The following is a 16,329-nucleotide window of genomic DNA, read 5'->3' as shown; positions in this document are numbered from 1 at the left end:
GCGGACCTGGCATGCCCTCGGGCGGGCGGCCGCCGCCCCCCTCCGACGCCGGTTCCGGCCGTGCACGGCGACCCCGGCCCCCGGCGTGCGGGCGGCGCCCGCGGCCCGGCCGGCGGCCGCCGGCCGTCCCCACGCCGTGGCCCCGGCCGCCCTCGTGGGGCGCTGCGTCGGGGACGCCCGGCCGGCCCTGCCCCTGGCGCGGGCGGGGCGTCACGTGCGCAGGCGAGGGTCGAACAGGTCCCGCAGCCCGTCCCCCAGCAGGTTGAAGGCCAGCACGGTGACGAAGATGGCCAGTCCCGGCCAGTACGCCATCCACGGCGCGACGGCGAGATACCCCTGGGCGGTCCGCAGATCGTAGCCCCAGCTCGGGTTGGGCGGCTGGGTGCCCAGCCCGAGATAGCTCAGGCTGGCCTCGCTGATCACCGCCGACGCCAGGCTCAGCGTCGCCTGGACCAGCACGGGGCTCAGGATGTTGGGCAGGATGTGCCGTCCGATCTGCCAGAGGTGGCCGGCGCCCGCCGCCCGCCCCGCTTCGACGTATTCCAGCTCCCGCACCGCCAGCACCTGCCCCCGCACCAGGCGGATGAAGGTGGGGGCGAGGCTGATGCCGATGGCGATCATCGCGTTGCCGAAGCTCGGTCCCAGCACGGCGGCGATGGCCAGGGCCAGCACCAGCGAGGGAAAGGCCATCAGGGCGTCGGTCAGCCGCATGATGACCCACTCGTCCCAGAACCCGCGGAAGTAGCCCGCCACCAGGCCGATGGGCAGGCCGATGGCCAGGGCCAGCCCGACGGAGATCAGCCCGGCCAACAGCGAGACCCGCGCCCCGTAGATCAGGCGCGAGAGGATGTCCCGGCCCAGCTCGTCGGTCCCCAGCGGGTGGGCGACCGACGGGGGCTGCAGGACGGCGCCGTAGTCGGGCTCCTCGGGATCGTAGGGCGCCAGCACCGGCGCCAGGAGCGCCACCAGCCCGAGCAGCACCACGACCGCGGCCCCCAGGGTCGCCAGCCGGTGGCGGACGAACCGGCGCACCGTGCGGCGCCACCCCGGAGCGGGCGAGGTCCCGGCGGCGGGAGCGATCCCCTGGCCGCCGGGGTCGGGGACGGGGGTCGGCACCGGCTCCGGTTGCAGGCTCATGCCCGGCTCCCTCCCGTCACCTTGATGCGCGGATCCAGCCACGCGTAGAGGATGTCGACCACCAGGTTCACCGCCACCACCAGGCACGCCGCGACCAGGACCGCGCCCTTCAGCGTGATCAGGTCGCGGCTGAAGATGCTGTCGACGATCAGCCGCCCGAACCCCGGGATGACGAAGATCTGCTCGGTGATCACCAGTCCGCCCAGCAGGCCGGCCAGCTGCAGCCCGCTGACGGTCAGCACGGGGACCAGCGCGTTGCGGGCGGCATGGCGGACGATCACGCCCCAGCCGCCGAGGCCCTTGGCCCGGGCGGTGCGCACGTAGTCCAGCCGCAGCACCTCCAGCAGGCTGGACCGCATCATGCGCATCAGCACCGCCGACTCCCGCAGGCCCGTGACGACGATCGGCAGGATCATCGTCTTGAGGTTCTGCACCGGGTCGACGGTCAACGGCACGTAACCCGACGCGGGCAGCCAGTTCAATCGGACGGCGAAGAACAGGATGAGCATGAGCCCGAGCCAGAACTGGGGCACGGACAGGCCCGCCAGGGCGAGGACCGTGCCCGCGTGGTCGGCCACGGTGCCGCGGCGCGTGGCGGCCAGGATGCCCGCGGGGATGGCGACCAGGGCGGCCACCAGCATGGCGCCGACGGCCAGCTCCACCGTGGCCGGCAGCCGCTGGGCGATCAGCGTGGCCACGGGCGTGCCGTCCACCAGCGATCGGCCGAGGTCGCCCCGCAGTACGCCGGCCAGCCACGTCAGGTACTGGACGTGCAGCGGCCGATCGAGACCGTGGGCCCGGTTGAAGGCGGCCACGGCCTCGGGCGACGCCTCGGGGCCCAGGATGGCGCGCCCCGGGTTGCCCGGCACCACGTGGATCAGGATGAACACCAGCAGCGTGACCAGGATCAGCACGGGGATGCTGAGCAGCAGGCGGCGGACCACGAACTGCAGCAAGGGCTCACCTCCCCGCCGCCGGGCAGGGGCGGGAGGCCGTCCTCCCGCCCCCACCGGCCCGCGCGGTGCAGGGCGCCGGACCCCTTGGGGCCGGGGGGTCCGCCGCGGCTGCGGGCGGTCCCTCGCCGCCGCGGGCGGCCCCTTCGCCGCCGGCGACGATGCGGCGCTGCGGCGGGCATCCGGCGTCAGAGCCGGCGCTCCCGTCAACCGCCGCGCCGGCACCACCGCCATCGCCACCGCCGGCCCCACCACCGGCCCCGCCGCCGGCCTCACCGCCGGCCCCGCCGCCGGTCTCACCGCCGGCACCGGCGGCCCGGCGGGTCCGGTCGGTCCCCGCACCCCGCAGGCGTCACGGCGCCTTGGTCAGGTTCTCCGTGCGGATGATGCCGTCGGGGTAGTTCACGAACCCCTGCACCTTGGCGGAGTACGCCTTCACGTTCTTCGGGTAGTAGAGGTAGATGTAGGGCGCGTCGCGGTGGACCTGCTCCATGACCTGGCGGTAGAGCTCGACCCGCTGGTCCATGTCCAGGACCTGCCGCGCCCGATCCAGCAGCCGGTCCACCTCCGGGTTGCTGTAGCGGGAGTCATTCTGGCTGCCGTCGGTGTACAGCCACGGGTAGATGTTGCCGTCGGGATCCGGCCGGCCGCTCCAGCCCAGGGCGGCCGCCTGGAAGTTGCCGTTGTCGGTGTCGTCCAGCAGGCTGCCGAACTCCACCTGCTGGATCTCCATCTCGATGCCGGCGTCGGCCAGCATGTCCTTGATGACCTGGGCCACCTGCTGGGTGACGGGGCCGGTGGCCGTCTTCAGGGTGAAGCGGAACCCGTCGGGGTGGCCGCCCTGTTCCAGCGCCTTCTTCACCGCGTCCAGGTCGCGCTGGGGCGGCTCGCCGGACGCGGCCGCGGCCGGGCTGGACGGCGGGAAGGGGCCGTAGCCGGGATCCGCCGTCTCCTGGAACACCACCCGCACCAGGGTCGCCCGGTCGATGGCCAGGTCCACCGCCCGGCGCAGGTGGGGGTTGTCGAAGGGGGCCTGCTGGGTGTTGAGGTAGATGCCCTGGAACCCCAGGCCGGGTCCGATGTCGACCTTGAGGTTGGGGTTGGACCGCAGGTCGGCGAGGGCCTGGGCGGGCACGGTGTCGATGAGGTCCAGCTGGCCCGCCTTGAGGTTCACCACCTTGACGTTGTCGTCGGTGACGACCTTCCAGACGATCTTGTCGGCCTTGGGCAGGCCCTCCTTCCAGTAGTTCGGATTCTTCACCAGGACGATCTGGTCGCCCTTGATCCGGCTCTCGAACATGAAGGGGCCCGAACCCACCGGGTGCTGGGCGAACTGGTCGCCCTTCTCCTGGATCGCCTTGGGCGACGCGATCATGCCCGCCCGGTCCGTCAGGGTGTACAGCAGCGGGCTGTAGGGCTGCTTCAGCACGATGCGCACCGTGTAGTCGTCCACCTTCTCCACCCGCTCCACGGCGGAGAGCTCGCTGTAGCGGGCGGAGTCGGGATCGAGGTAGCGCTTGAGGTTGAAGACCACCGCGTCGGCGTCCACCGGCGTCCCGTCGTGGAAGGTGACGCCCTGCCGCAGCTTGATGGTGTACACCTTGCCGTCGTCCGAGATCTCCGGCAGCGACTCGGCGAGCTCGGGCACCACCTGGAGGTTCTCGTCGAGATCGTAGAGCTTGTCGAAGATGCTGTTCTGGACGTAGCGGTCCACCAGCGCGCTGGACATCGCCGGATCCAGGTTCGGCGGATCGGCGTTGATGCCGATGGTGATGGTGCCGCCGCCGGCCGCGCCCGTTCCTCCGGACGAACCGGCCGGTTGCGGGCCGCTGCCGCCGTCGCCGGTGGCGCCGCTGCCGCAGCCCGTCAGGAGCAGCAGGGCCGCCGCCACCAGGGCCAACCAGCGCCGGCCCCGGCCGGGCCGGCTGGGATCGCGGTGGGTGGCGACGAGGGTCCCGCGGCCCCTTTGCCCTCCCGCGGGGAGCCGCGGTGCCCGCGGTCCCATGGTCTCGGGTCCCTCCCTCCACGCCGTGGTCCGACTCATGGCGCCGTGACCTCCTCTCCCTCCTGGTGATCCACCTCGATGGCGGGGGCGGCGTCCCGGGGTTCGGTCTCCTTCGGCCGCGTCGGCGCAGCGGGCGGCCAGGGGGCGGGCCACGCGCCCCGCCACCCCAGGAGGCGGCTGAGTTCCCGGGCCGCCGCCTGCACCGCCGCCACCATCGCCCCCACCGGGCGCCGGCCCAGGCGCTGCCGCGGCCCGACGATGCTGACGGCGCCGATCACCTGGCCCAGCCCGTCGAAGACCGCGGCGCCGAAGGCCTGGATGTCCACCTCCACCTCCGAGTCGCTCTCCGCGTAGCCGCGCCGGCGGATCTGCTCGAGGTTGGCCAGGAGCTGGTCGCGGTCGGTGATGGTGCGCGGGCCGCGGCGCACGAAGTACGGCGACCGCAGGTAGGCGTCGATCTCCTCCGCCGGCATGTGGGCCAGGATCGGCTTGTTGGACGCCCCCGAGTGCAGGGAGGCGAACCGCCCGACCTCGGCCGCCATCCGCACCGGGTGGGGGCTGTCCACCTTGGCGGCGCAGACGCTGCGCCAGCCGGCCCGCAACATCAGCACCGACGTCTCGCCGCTGGCGTCCGTCATCCGCTGCAGCAGCGGCATCGCCAACCGGGCCACGTCGAGCCCCTGTTCGGCGATGCGCCCGGCGACCAGGAAGGCTGGCCCCAACCGATACCGCCGGGTGACGGGATCCTGCAACAGGTACCCGTGTTCCTGGAAGGTGGCCAGGATCTTCGACACCGTCCCCTTGGGGAGGCCGGTGGCCGCCGCCAGCTCGCCCACGCCCCACTCGGGGGCCGAGGCGGAGAACTGCTGGAGCAACCGCAGCGCCCGCCCCAGGGACTGGATGGTCGTGCGTCCCGCCGCCCTCACCTCCCATCGGGCTCCGTCCGGCGCTCGAACCGGCCGGGACCGGTGGCCGGCCGGGACCGGCTCCCGGCTCGCCGCTTCGGGACGCCCCCTGACCGACCCGGCATCCGGCCCGGCATCCGGCGCCTCCGGGCATCCCGCGGCGCGCCGGCTGCCGCCCGGCCACCCCGCCATGCCGCCGCCAGCACGGTGCCGCAGCCGGCCCGCCGCCGGGGTCCCCCCGGCCCGCACGGCCGCGGGGCCGGGGAGTCGTCGCCGCATGGCCGGCCCGCAGTTTCCTTATGCGAAACACCGTTTCTCTCCCGGGAGATTGACATCGCCTATTCGCGGCCTTCGCCAGGATTCCTGCCTGCTCGTCCGGATTTGGACACGAAAGAGAGGGCCCCCGGCGGGAACCGTCACGGGCTCGGATCCGCCGGGGGCTCCACCGATCCGCGAGCCATGGGGCCGATGGATGGCCGGGGTGGCCTGGCGTCGCGATGCCCCGTGCCCCGTCGCTCAATCGACCCGCAGCACGATCTTGCCGATGTTGAGGTTGCGCTCCATGTACCGGTGGGCCTCCCGCACCTGATCCCAGGGGAAGACCCGGTCGATCACCGGGCGGATCGCCCCGCGGGCCAGCTTGGGCAGCACCCGCACGGCGAATTCCCGGGTGAGCTGGACCTTGTACTCCAGGCTGCGGGAGCGCAGGGTGGTGCCCGTCACCTGCAGCCGTTTGCCCATCAGCCGTCGCAGGTCGAAACGGTCCACCACCCCGCCGCCCATGGTGGCGATCAGGACCAGCCGGCCGTCGGTCGCCAGGCACTCCAGGTTCTGCTCCCAGTAGGGCGCCCCGACGAAGTCGAGGATCAGGTCGACCCCGCGCTCGCCGACGGCCTCCCGCAGGGCGGGGGCGAAGGGGCCCAGCTTGTAGTTCAGCGCCACCTCCGCGCCCAGCTGGCGGCAGGCCTCGAGCTTCGCCTCGCTGCCGGCCGTCACCGCCACCCGGGCGCCCGCATCGCGGGCCAGCTGGATGGCGGCGGTGCCGACGCCGCTGGCGCCCGCGTGGATCAGCACCCACTCGCCCGCCCGCAGGCGCCCGATCCAGAAGAGGGTCTGGTAGGCAGTCAAGAAGGCCTCGGGGATGGCCGCGGCCTCCTCGAAGCTCAGGTTGGGGGGAACGGGCAGGGCCATGGCGGCCGGTACGGTGACGTACTGGGCGTAGCCGCCGCCGGGCAGCAGGGCGAAGACCCGATCCCCGACGCGCCACCCCTCGCATCCCTCGCCCAGCGCCGCCACCTCGCCCGCCGCCTCCAGGCCGAGCAGGGGGCTGGCGCCGGGCGGCGGGGGATAGAGCCCCCGCCGCTGCAGGATGTCGGCCCGATTGAGGGCCGTGGCCCGCACCCGGACCAGCAGCTCCCCCGGACCCGGGGCGGGGGTCGGCACCTCGCCGAGCACCAGGTTCTCCGCACCCCCCGGTTGCCGAACCAGCACGGCCTTCATCGTTGCGCCTCCCCGTCATCGCGCGAAGGTCCTGGGCGAGCCGCACCCGCTGGGCCGGCGTCGGCGCCAAGGGGGCCGGCGCCGGGGCCAAGCCGCGGTGGCGATCCGCCCCCGGGCTCTTCGCGAAAGACCCGGCCGTGCCCTGCGGCCACCAGGCGGCCGTCGGGATGGCGCCGCACCGCCAACCGGTACAGGGCCGTACGCCGTCCGCGATCCTCCTCCCACGCCTCGGCCACCAGCCGCTCGCCCGGCCGCGCGGGCGCCACGTAGTGCAGGCCCACGTGGAGGGCCACGGCCGGCACGCCGTGGCTGTTGGAGGCGGCGGCGTGGGCCGCATCGGCCAGCGTGAAGACCGCCCCGCCGTGCCCCACGCCGTGGAAGTTCGCCATGTCCGGACGAACCGTCATGGACAGCCGGGCATAGCCGGGCGCCAGGGCCTCGAGGTGGATGCCCAGCAGCCGGCAGAAGGGGTCGGCCGCGATCCGCTCCCGCACGGCCGCGGGGACCGCGGGCTCCCGCGTCTCCGCCGGGCCCGGCGCCCCCGTCCCCGCGCCGACCGGGCGGGGCTGGTGGGGTCCCGGCGCGTCGGGGGGCGCCTGACCCCCCGCGCGGGCCGGCCGCGGTGGCGGCTCCGGCGGCGGCCCGGGTGCCGAACCGTGGGGCCCACGACGGGGATCCGCGGTCACGGGCTCACCTGGCGGCGGTCGACCACCCGCACGGCCTTCCCCTCGCTGCGGGGAATGGAGCCGGGCGCCACCAGCCGCACGTCCACCTGGAGGCCCAGGGCCCCGCCGAGCACGTCGGCCACTCGCGCCTCCAGCCGGCGGGCGACCTCGGCCCCGGGGTCGAACCCGCCCCACGCGCCGGTCACCGCGGGCGCCGGCTCCACCCAGACCTCGATCCGGTCCAGCGCCCGGCCGCGGTCCACCACCAGCTGGTAGTGGGGCGCCAGCTCGGGGATCTTGAGCAGCTGGTACTCCACCTCCGAGGGGAAGACGTTGACGCCCCGCACCACCAGCATGTCGTCGACCCGCCCCTTGATGCGGCTCATGCGCACCAGGGTGCGCCCGCACCGGCACGGTTCGGGGTACAGGGCGGCGATGTCGCCGGTGCGGTAGCGGATCACGGGGAAGGCCTCCTTGGTGAGGGAGGTGAACACCAGTTCGCCGTACTGGCCGGGCGGCAGCGGCTCGCCGGTCTGGGGATCCACCACCTCGGGCAGGAAGTGGTCCTCGTTGATGTGCAGTCCGTCCTTCGCCTCGCGGCACTCGTTGGCGACGCCCGGCCCGATCACCTCGCTGAGCCCGTAGATGTCCACCGCGTCGATGCCCAGGCGCGCCTCCAGCTGCTGCCGCATCGACTCGGACCACGGCTCCGCCCCGAGGATCCCGTAGCGCAGGCTGGTGGACCGCGGGTCGATGCCGTGTTCGTCCATGGCATCGGCCAGGTTCAGGAGGTAGGAGGGGGTACAGGCGATGCCGTCGGGGCGCAGGTCCTGGATCAGCAGGATCTGCCGGGCCGTGTGGCCGCCGGAGGCCGGCACCACGGTGGCCCCGACCCGCTCGGCGCCGGCGTGCAGGCCGAGCCCGCCGGTGAAGAGCCCGTAGCCGTAGGCGTTGTGCAGGACGTGGCCCGGCTCGCCGCCCGCCATGCAGAAGCAGCCGGCCACGCACTCCGCCCACACCTCCAGGTCGTGGCGGGTGTAGCCGACCACCGTCGGCTTGCCGCGGGTCCCCGAGGAGGCGTGGATGCGGACCACGCGCTGGAGGGGCTCGGCGAACAGGCCGAAGGGATAGTGGTCCCGCAGGTCCTGCTTGGTCATGAAGGGGAGCCGGGCCAGGTCCTCCAGGTGGCGGAGGTCGTCGGGCGCGAGGCCCCGGTCCTCCATGCGCCGGCGGAAGAGGGGGACCCGGTGGTACGCCCGCTCCACGGTGGCGCGCAGGCGCTCCAGCTGCAGGCGCCGCAAGGTGTCCCGGGACGCCGTCTCCACATCCCGGTCCCAGATCATGGCGATCCCTCCCGTGACGCGGCCGCCCCCGCCGCGCGGGCTCGCGCGGCGGGCGGCGTATCCCCCGTCGGGGAATGTTCCGCGCGCCAAGCGGTCGAACCTCCCGGCGTGACAGCAGGCGTCCACCGCCTCGCGGGACGGGAGGTCGACGGGGACACGTCGCCGGGAGAGGCGGTCGAGGGGGCGCGCGGGCTGCGGCTCGGGCGGTCGGCGGGGACGCGCCACAGCGCGGTGCGGTCGAGGGGGGCGCGGGGGCTGTGCGTGGGCGGTCCGAGGGGATCTGCCGCCGGACGGGGAGGTCAAGGGGGCGCTCGGCGCCGCCTGCGGCGAAGGGAGCGGGCTCGGCCCGTCCCCGCTACCCTCCGGGGGAACCCGCGGGCCCGGGGGAGTCCGGGGGGAGCTGGCCGCGGCGCCAGGCCGCCCAGTCGGCGGGCGTGTTGAGGTTGACCAGGCAGCGGAGATCGGGGTCGATGGTGCGCAGCTCGGCTTCGTCCACCCACGCCACGCGCACCCCCGGAGCCGCCAGCAGGGCCCGGAGCGGGGGACGACCCTGCTCCAGCAGCGCCTCCGCCACGGGCGCCAGGCGGCGGGCGTAGACGGCCAGCAGGGGCTCCGGCCGGCCCCGGCGCAGGGGGACCACGGCGTCCACCGGGGTGCCCCGCCGCTCCGCCTCCAGCGCCCGCTGGACCAGGAAGCGGGCCACGGCCGGCGTCAGACCGGGCATGTCGCACGCGACCACCAGGCCGTAGGCATGGCGCATGGCCTCCAGCCCCGCATGGAGCCCCGCCAGGGGTCCGCGGCCGGGGAGACGGTCGAGCACCACGGGCAAGCCCAGGTGACGGTAGCGCCCCGGGGGCCGGTCGACCACCAGCACCTCGGCGCACGTGGTGGCGAGGGTGCGGGTCACGTGGAGCAGGAGGGGCCCTCTGGCCGTCGGCAGCAGCGCCTTGTCCCGCCCCATGCGCCGGCTCTCCCCGCCGGCGAGGACGAGGCCGGTGACGGGCAGGGCCCGGGCCGGCTGGGGCGCATCGCCCTCGGCGTCGGGCTGCGGTTCGGGTCGGGTGGCGGGCGGTTTCGCTCGGGAGGCCGGCACGGCGGCTCCCCCCATGCAGCGCAGGGCCTCCTGACGGCCATCGCCGCAGCCGGCGGCGGGCTGCGGGGGCGGGTCCGGCGGGGGACGAACAGCCTGCAGCCCTTGATTCGCCGCGGGCGTCTCGGCCTCCTGCGGGCTGCGCGGCGGCGGCGTCCGGAGGCTGCGGGGCGACCGCGGCATCCGCGGACGGTGCCCTGGGCCGTGGCGGCCCGTTCGTCCCGCGCCGGCGCTTGGCCAACCGAGGGGTTCCCCCGCGGCGTTCCGCAGCAGGGAGCGGGTGCGGCCGGCTACGGGCCAGGTCGCTCCGCGCGGCATCCGCCGGCTCGCGGAGGAACGGGACGCGGACGGATCCCCGCTTCCCCTTGGTGGGAATGGTTCGGCTTGGTAAACTTGTGGTGAGGGCGCCGTTCGCATCACCCCCGGTGAGGCCCCGGAGAGGGACCGCCGCCGCGACGGGACCCGGGAGCGGAGATCGCCGCCCCTCGGAGCGGAGATCCGCCCGGCCATCGGTGACGGGCGGCGGGGCGGCGGAGACGGCGGGCCGACGCGGGTGGCGGGTCCGGCTGCAGCGGGGCCGCCGGGGTGGCATTGGCGTGGCTGGGGGAGGGGAGTGGGGTGCAGGCGGTGCGGACCAGCACCGTCCGCCGGCGGGTGCAGCGCTGGCAGCAGGGCCGCGCCCGCTGGGCCGACGACGTGCTGGTGACGGAAGAGCCGCTGGAGATCCGCTTGCGGCCCGCGGGACGGGACGAACCGGTCCGCGTGGCCGTCACCATGCGCACGCCGGGCCACGACTTCGAACTGGCCGGCGGGTTCCTCTTCACCGAAGGCCTTCTCGACGACCCCCATCAGATCGCGGCCATCAGCTACTGCACCGACCCCGACGTCGACGGCGAGCAACAGTACAACATCGTCAACGTGTGGCTGCGGCCAGGCGTCCAGGTGGAACCTCGGACCCTGCAGCGCAACTTCTACACCACCTCGAGCTGCGGGGTGTGCGGCAAGGCGTCGCTGGAGGCGATCCACAGCCGGGGCGCGTGTGCCCTCCCCCAGCCGACGGGGCCGGTGCTGCGGCCGGAGGTCATCGCCTCACTGGGGGAGACCCTGCGGCGTCAGCAGGCGCTGTTCGACCGCACCGGCGGCCTGCACGCCGCGGCCCTGTTCGACCTGGAGGGACGCCTGCTGGCGCTGCGGGAGGACGTGGGCCGCCACAACGCCACCGACAAGCTGATCGGCCACTTCTTCCTGCAGGGCCGGACCCCGCTGACGGACACGATCCTCATGGTCAGCGGGCGGGCCAGCTTCGAGATCGTGCAGAAGGCGGTGGTGGCCGGCATCCCCGTGGTGGTGGCCGTCTCGGCCCCGTCCAGCCTGGCCTGCGACGCCGCCCGGGAGTTCGGCCTGACCCTGATCGGCTTCGCCCGCGGGGATCGCTTCAACGTCTACACCGGGGCCACACGGGTGGGCGACCCGGCGGCGGCCGCGGCGGCCGGGACGTCGGGATCGGGCGGGTAGCGGGCCAGCGCCTCGGGGACGGGGTTCGACACAACGATCGTCACGGGCGGCGGCGGGAAGGCGGGGTCACGGGCCATGGTCTCGCTGGAACAGGCCTTCGCCACGCTGATCCAGGCGGCGGGCCCCCTGGGCACCGAACGGGTGCCGGTGGTCCGGGCGGCCGGTCGGGTGGCGGCCGTCGACGTGACGGCCCCGGGGCCCGTGCCCGCGGCGCCGCGCGTCATGATGGACGGCTACGCCTGCCGGGCCGCGGACCTCGCGGGGGCGGGACCCGGCCGGCCCGTGCGCCTGCGCCTGACGGGGCGGCGCTGGGCGGGATCGGCACGGGAGGCGGCCGATGCCGCCGCTGCGGGCGGGACGGGAGGGGTCGGGCCGCGGGAGGCCTGGCAGGTCAGCACGGGGGCCCTGCTGCCGCCCGGGGCCGACGTGGTGGTCCCCACGGAACGGGCCCGGCGGGTCCGGGACGCCGCCGGGGAGTGGGTGGAGGTGGCGGTCCCCCTGCCCGCCGGGCGACACGTGGCGCCGCCGGGGGAAGACGTCCTGGCCGGCCAGCGGCTGGTGGCGGCGGGGGACCGGATCACCCCGCGGCGGGCGGGCCTGCTGGCGGCCGCCGGGATCGGCTGGGTGACCGTCTGGCGCCGTCCCCGCGTGCTCCTGCTCGCCACCGGGGACGAGCTGGTCCCCGCCGGCCGCGGATCGCCCGGGACGGACCCCGCGGCCGTCCCCAACAGCAACGCCCTGACGCTGGCCGCCGCCATCGCCTCCCTCGGGCTCGAGGTCGAGACGGGCGGCATCGTGCCGGACGAACCGGCCGCGCTGGCCGCGGCCCTGCGCCGGGCCGCGGCCAGCGGCGCCGACGTGGTGATCACCACCGGTGGCGTCTCGGTGGGGCCGCGGGACCGGGTGGCGCGCACGTGGCTCGACCTGGGCGCCCGCCGCCTGCTGGGGCGCATCGACGTCAAGCCGGGCGGCCCCTTCTTCGCGGGGCGGCTCGGCCCCGTGTGGGTGCTGGGCCTGCCCGGGAGCCCCGCCTCGTGCCTCGCCGCCTTCGAGGTCCTGGTGCGCCCCTTCCTCCTGCGGCTGGCGGGGCAGCGGACCATCGTGCGCCCGGCGGTCCGGGCCCGGCTGGCGGCGCCGTGGCCCAAGGCCGGGGACCGGCCGCGGCTGGTCTGGGCCCGTCTCGACCGCGCCGGGGGCGCCGTCGAACCCCTGGTCCCCTCCATGGGTCGCCTGGAGGCCGTGGCGGGCAGCGACGCGCTGCTGTACCACCCGGGCCGTGGCGCTGCGCCGCGGCCCGGCGAGGCGGTCTGGGCCCTCGACCTGGAGGCCTCCGAGGACCGGGCGTGGCCCGACTGGTTCGCCCCACCCGCGGTCCCGGCCGGGTGGGCACGCGAGGGCGCCGCGGTGCCGGGCTCCCGGGCCATGGGCGGGGGCGGGCCGGACCGACCCGGTGGGGACGGGGAACCGGACCCGGGGGAGGCGGCGAGGTCGCAACCGGGCGGGACCGCCGGGCCCGGGACAGCCGGGCCCGGGGAGGAAAGGTTGGGGCAGCCGGGCGCCGGCGCGCAGCCGGGTCCCGCTGACGCCGGGCGGCCGCCTGCTCCCAGGACCGGCGCCCCGCGGCCCGGCCCGCCCGTCGTGGCGGTGACGGGCCGCTCGGGCAGCGGCAAGACCCAGGCCGCGGCCGGGCTCATCGCCCAGCTGGCCCGGCAGGGGGTGCGGGTGCTGGCCGTCAAGCATGCCGCCCACGGCTTCGACCTCGACCGGCGGGGCAGCGACAGCCAGCGCCTGGCCGAGGCGGGGGCGGTGGCGGTGGCCCTGATCGGCCCCGAGGAGTCGGCCCTGCGGCTCTTGCGGCCGGCGGGCGACGCCGACGGCGGATGGGGTCCGGACCCTGCCGGGCCCGTGCCGGCCCGGGTGAGGCCGGCGGGGGCCGGGCCGCTCCCACCGGCCAGCACCGGCACCGCACGGGACGGCGGCACCGCGGGGGGCGACGGCGAGGCCGCGGAGGGGATGGCGCACCCCCGTGCCAGCGCAGCCCGACCGCCGGCGTCCGGGCTGAACCCGGCGGTGCCTGCCCCCGGCTGTCCGCACCCGGGCGACGCCGGGGCCTCGCAGCCCGACGCTCCCGGCAGCGGGGCCGGGACGGGCGGCATCGCCTGGACGGGCTGGGTGGATCGGCTCGTCGACGCCTGCCAGCACCTCCTGGGGGCCCGGCCCGACCTGGTCCTGGTGGAGGGTGGGGCGGGGGCCGGCTGGCCGGAGGTCGTGGTGGGCGAGGCCAAGGTGCCGCCGCGCGCAGAGGTGGTCGCCCGACTGCGCCCGGGCTTCGGTCCCCGGGAGCTGGAGGCGGCGGCCGCCGCCCTGGCGCGCTGGCTCGCGGCCGGGTCCGGAGGAGGGGGTGGGTCGCGGGGGGCCGAGCCGTTCCGCGAGGGGCCAAGGGGCGGCTGCGGCGAGGGGGGCGCGGACCGGGCGCCGCGGCCGACGGCCCCGGCGCCCAAGCCGTGACGGACGGAGGGACAGCAGGCGTCCAAAGGCCCTCCGGCGGCCGACGCGGCCGCCGGAGGGCCGGAGCCGGAGGCGCGGAAGAGGCGCGGAAAGGGAGGGAGCGGCATGGCCGCCGAACTGCAGCGGTCGACCGATGGGGCCTCGGGTCCGGCCGCCGGGCCCGGTGGGGGCGCGGCGCCGCGGCGGCGCCGGTTCGACCCGCGGCACTGGGCGGGGCTGCGACCGTACGGTCTGGGCGAGCAGCGGCCCAACCACTACAAGGAGATCCTGAAGACCATCTGGGAGAACCGCGACCAGCTGGGCTACGCCTGGCGCATCCTGCGGGACGGCTGCTGCGACGGCTGCTCGCTGGGCACCACGGGGATGCGCGACTGGACCATCGACGGCATCCACCTGTGCACCATCCGCCTGAAGATGCTGCGGCTCAACACCATGCCGGCGGTGGACCCGCGGATCCTGGAAGACCCGGGTGCCCTGCGCCGCGAGACCAGCCGCGAGCTGCGGGAGCTGGGCCGGCTGCCCTATCCCATGGTCTGGCGCAAGGGCGAGCCGGGCTACCGCCGGGTCTCGTGGGACGAGGTCCTGGACCTGGTGGCGGAGCGCATCCGGGCGACGGTGGCCCGCGATCCCGATCGCCTGTTCTTCTACATGACCTCGCGGGGCATGCCCAACGAGGCCTATTTCGCCTTCCAGAAGGTGGCACGGTTCCTGGGCACCAACAACATCGACAACGCCGCCCGCATCTGCCACGCGCCCAGCACCTCGGCCCTGGCCAAGACCATCGGCTACGGCGCCACCACGGTGTCATACAAGGACTGGATCGGCTGCGACCTGATCGTGTTGGTCGGGACGAACCTGGCCAACAACCAGCCCGTGACGACCAAGTACCTCTACGAGGCGAAGAAGGCCGGCACGCGAGTGGCCGTGGTCAACCCGTACAGGGAGGAGGGCCTGGAGCGCTACTGGGTCCCGTCCAGCGTGGAGAGCGCCCTCTTCGGCACCCGGATCATGGACGAGTTCTTCCAGATCAACCAGGGCGGCGACGTGGCCTTCTTCAACGGGGCGCTGAAGCACCTGATCGAGACGGACCGCCTCGATCACGCCTTCATCCGGGAGCACACCGCGGGCTTCGCGGAGCTGGCCGCCTTCCTGCGCGAGCTGTCGTGGGAGGAACTGGAGCGATCGGCCGGCGCGCCGGCGGCGGCGATGCGGCGGTTCGCCGAGCTCTACGCCTCCGCCCGCACCTCCATCACCGTCTGGAGCATGGGGGTGACCCAGCACCGGCACGGCACCCACAACGTGTTCGCCATCTCGAACCTCGCCCTGGCGCTGGGGCGCATCGGCAAGCCCCACTGCGGTCTGATGCCCATCCGCGGCCACTCGGGCGTCCAGGGCGGCGCGGAGATGGGGGCCGTGCCCAACACCTACGGCATGGGACGGCCGGTGGGCGATCCGGCGACGATGGCGGCGATGAAGGCCATCTGGGGCTTCGAGGTGCCGGCGAAGCCCGGCCTGACGGCGACCGCCGCCATCGACGCCATGTACCGCGGCGAGATCGACGTGCTGTACTCCGCCGGCGGCAACTTCCTCGAGACGCTGCCCGACCCGGCCTACGTGCGGGCGGCCCTGGAGCGGGTGCCGGTCAAGATCTTCCAGGACATCGTGATCAACCCGATGATGCTGCTCGAGCCCGGGGAGCTCAACGTGATCCTGCCCGCGGCGACGCGCTACGAGACGCCGGGCGGCGTCACCCAGACCTCCACCGAGCGGCGGGTGATCTTCAGCCCGGAGATCCCCGGCCGGCGCATCGGCGAGGCGCGGCCCGAGTGGGAGATCCCCGTGCGCATCGCCGAGCGGGTGGACCCCGAGCGGGCGCACCTGATCCGCTACGAGAACACCCACCAGATCCGGGAGGACATCGCCCGGACCGTCCCGCTGTACGACGGCATCCAGCACCTCAGGCGGAAGGGCGACCAGTTCCAGTGGGGCGGGCCGCTGCTCTGTGCGGGGAACCGCTTCAACACGCCCGACGGCAAGGCCCACTTCGTGGTGGCGCAACTGCCCGAGCAGGACGTGCCGGAGGGCAAGTTCCGCGTCGGCACGCGGCGGGGCAAGCAGTTCAACAGCATGGTGTGGGACGACGTCGACCCCCTGACCGGGGCGCGCCGGGACGACGTCTTCATCGCGCGGGAGGACGCCGAGCGCCTGGGGCTCAAGGACGGCGACCCGGTGCTGCTGCGCTCCGACCACGGCGAGTACCGGGGGCGGGTGCGGATCAGCCGCATCCGGCCGGGGAACCTGCAGGTCCACTGGCCGGAGGGGAACGTGCTGATCCCGACGGGGGTGTGCGACCCCTACTGCGGCGAGCCCGACTACAACGCCATCTGCGAGCTCATCCCGCTGCGGGAGCCGGCGACCGTGGCCGAGCCGGCCCACGGCGCGCCGGCGGCCCCGTGACGGGCCGCCGGCGCGCCGCGGCGGCCGGGGGCCCGGCGCCGCGGGTCCGGTGCAGGGCGGTGCGATTCCGTGGCCTCTCCCGCACCACGTCGGTCGCCATCGGCTGGAGGGCCCGGGGCCGGCTGCGGTTTCGGGGCGGGGTGGCGTTGGTCTCGCGACCGGGCGCGTCAACCCGGGGCCCCGCCGCGGGGCCAGCGGGGACCCGGTGGCGGTGGGCGCAGGCTCGGCACCTGCGGCCGTGGCGCCCGTGC

Annotated in this window: 11 protein-coding genes; 3 read left to right on the top strand and 8 right to left on the bottom strand. The window is 75.4% G+C overall.

The genetic code is table 11. The features are described from left to right. Positions 1–210 precede the first annotated feature (210 nt). The 8 genes from Q5761_RS07485 to Q5761_RS07450 all read right to left on the bottom strand — a co-directional run bounded on the left by Q5761_RS07485 (position 211) and on the right by Q5761_RS07450 (position 9,616). Positions 211–1,137: an ABC transporter permease gene (locus Q5761_RS07485; protein WP_318750085.1), complete on the bottom strand. Its 927-nt coding sequence runs from the start codon at positions 1,135–1,137 to the stop codon at positions 211–213. Next, on the bottom strand, positions 1,134–2,093 hold the full coding sequence (locus Q5761_RS07480; protein ID WP_318750084.1) for an ABC transporter permease: 960 nt from the start codon (positions 2,091–2,093) through the stop codon (positions 1,134–1,136). The genes Q5761_RS07485 and Q5761_RS07480 overlap by 4 nt, the downstream gene beginning before the upstream one ends. Positions 2,094–2,442: 349 nt before the next feature. Beyond that, positions 2,443–4,134, bottom strand: coding sequence for an ABC transporter substrate-binding protein (locus Q5761_RS07475; protein ID WP_318750083.1), 1,692 nt, complete (start codon positions 4,132–4,134; stop codon positions 2,443–2,445). Then, the gene (locus tag Q5761_RS07470) at positions 4,131–5,021 is read right to left on the bottom strand and encodes an IclR family transcriptional regulator (RefSeq protein ID WP_318750082.1); all 891 of its coding nucleotides are present in this window, start codon (positions 5,019–5,021) and stop codon (positions 4,131–4,133) included. Before Q5761_RS07470 ends, Q5761_RS07475 begins: the two co-directional genes overlap by 4 nt. Before the next feature lie 495 nt (positions 5,022–5,516). Further along, positions 5,517–6,500, bottom strand: a complete 984-nt coding sequence (locus Q5761_RS07465; protein ID WP_135225682.1) for an NAD(P)H-quinone oxidoreductase — start codon at positions 6,498–6,500, stop codon at positions 5,517–5,519. Continuing rightward, positions 6,497–6,994, bottom strand: a complete 498-nt coding sequence (paaI, locus tag Q5761_RS07460; protein ID WP_318750081.1) for a hydroxyphenylacetyl-CoA thioesterase PaaI — start codon at positions 6,992–6,994, stop codon at positions 6,497–6,499. Before paaI ends, Q5761_RS07465 begins: the two co-directional genes overlap by 4 nt. Positions 6,995–7,182: 188 nt before the next feature. Beyond that, on the bottom strand, positions 7,183–8,508 hold the full coding sequence (locus Q5761_RS07455) for a phenylacetate--CoA ligase (RefSeq protein WP_318750080.1): 1,326 nt from the start codon (positions 8,506–8,508) through the stop codon (positions 7,183–7,185). A 355-nt stretch (positions 8,509–8,863) separates the two neighbouring features. After that, positions 8,864–9,616: a molybdenum cofactor guanylyltransferase gene (locus Q5761_RS07450; RefSeq protein WP_318750079.1), complete on the bottom strand. Its 753-nt coding sequence runs from the start codon at positions 9,614–9,616 to the stop codon at positions 8,864–8,866. A 600-nt stretch (positions 9,617–10,216) separates the two neighbouring features. Between Q5761_RS07450 and fdhD the strand changes: the two genes are divergently transcribed. The 3 genes from fdhD (at position 10,217) to Q5761_RS07435 (ending at position 16,078) form a co-directional block, all read left to right on the top strand. Then, positions 10,217–11,113 (top strand): formate dehydrogenase accessory sulfurtransferase FdhD, encoded by an 897-nt coding sequence (gene fdhD / locus Q5761_RS07445; protein ID WP_318750078.1) that lies wholly within the window; start codon positions 10,217–10,219, stop codon positions 11,111–11,113. Positions 11,114–11,188: 75 nt separating this feature from the next. Next, positions 11,189–13,621, top strand: a complete 2,433-nt coding sequence (locus Q5761_RS07440; protein WP_318750077.1) for a molybdopterin-guanine dinucleotide biosynthesis protein MobB — start codon at positions 11,189–11,191, stop codon at positions 13,619–13,621. A 105-nt stretch (positions 13,622–13,726) separates the two neighbouring features. After that, entirely contained in the window at positions 13,727–16,078 is a 2,352-nt protein-coding gene (locus Q5761_RS07435; RefSeq protein WP_318750076.1) for an FdhF/YdeP family oxidoreductase, read from the top strand. The last annotated feature ends 251 nt before the right edge of the window (positions 16,079–16,329 follow it).

It is taken from the genome of Thermaerobacter composti (genome assembly GCF_033582035.1).
In the GTDB taxonomy this organism is placed as follows: domain Bacteria; phylum Bacillota; class Sulfobacillia; order Thermaerobacterales; family Thermaerobacteraceae; genus Thermaerobacter; species Thermaerobacter composti.
Note: the sequence above shows the minus strand (reverse complement) of the source record. Positions and strands in the feature narration are given on the sequence as shown.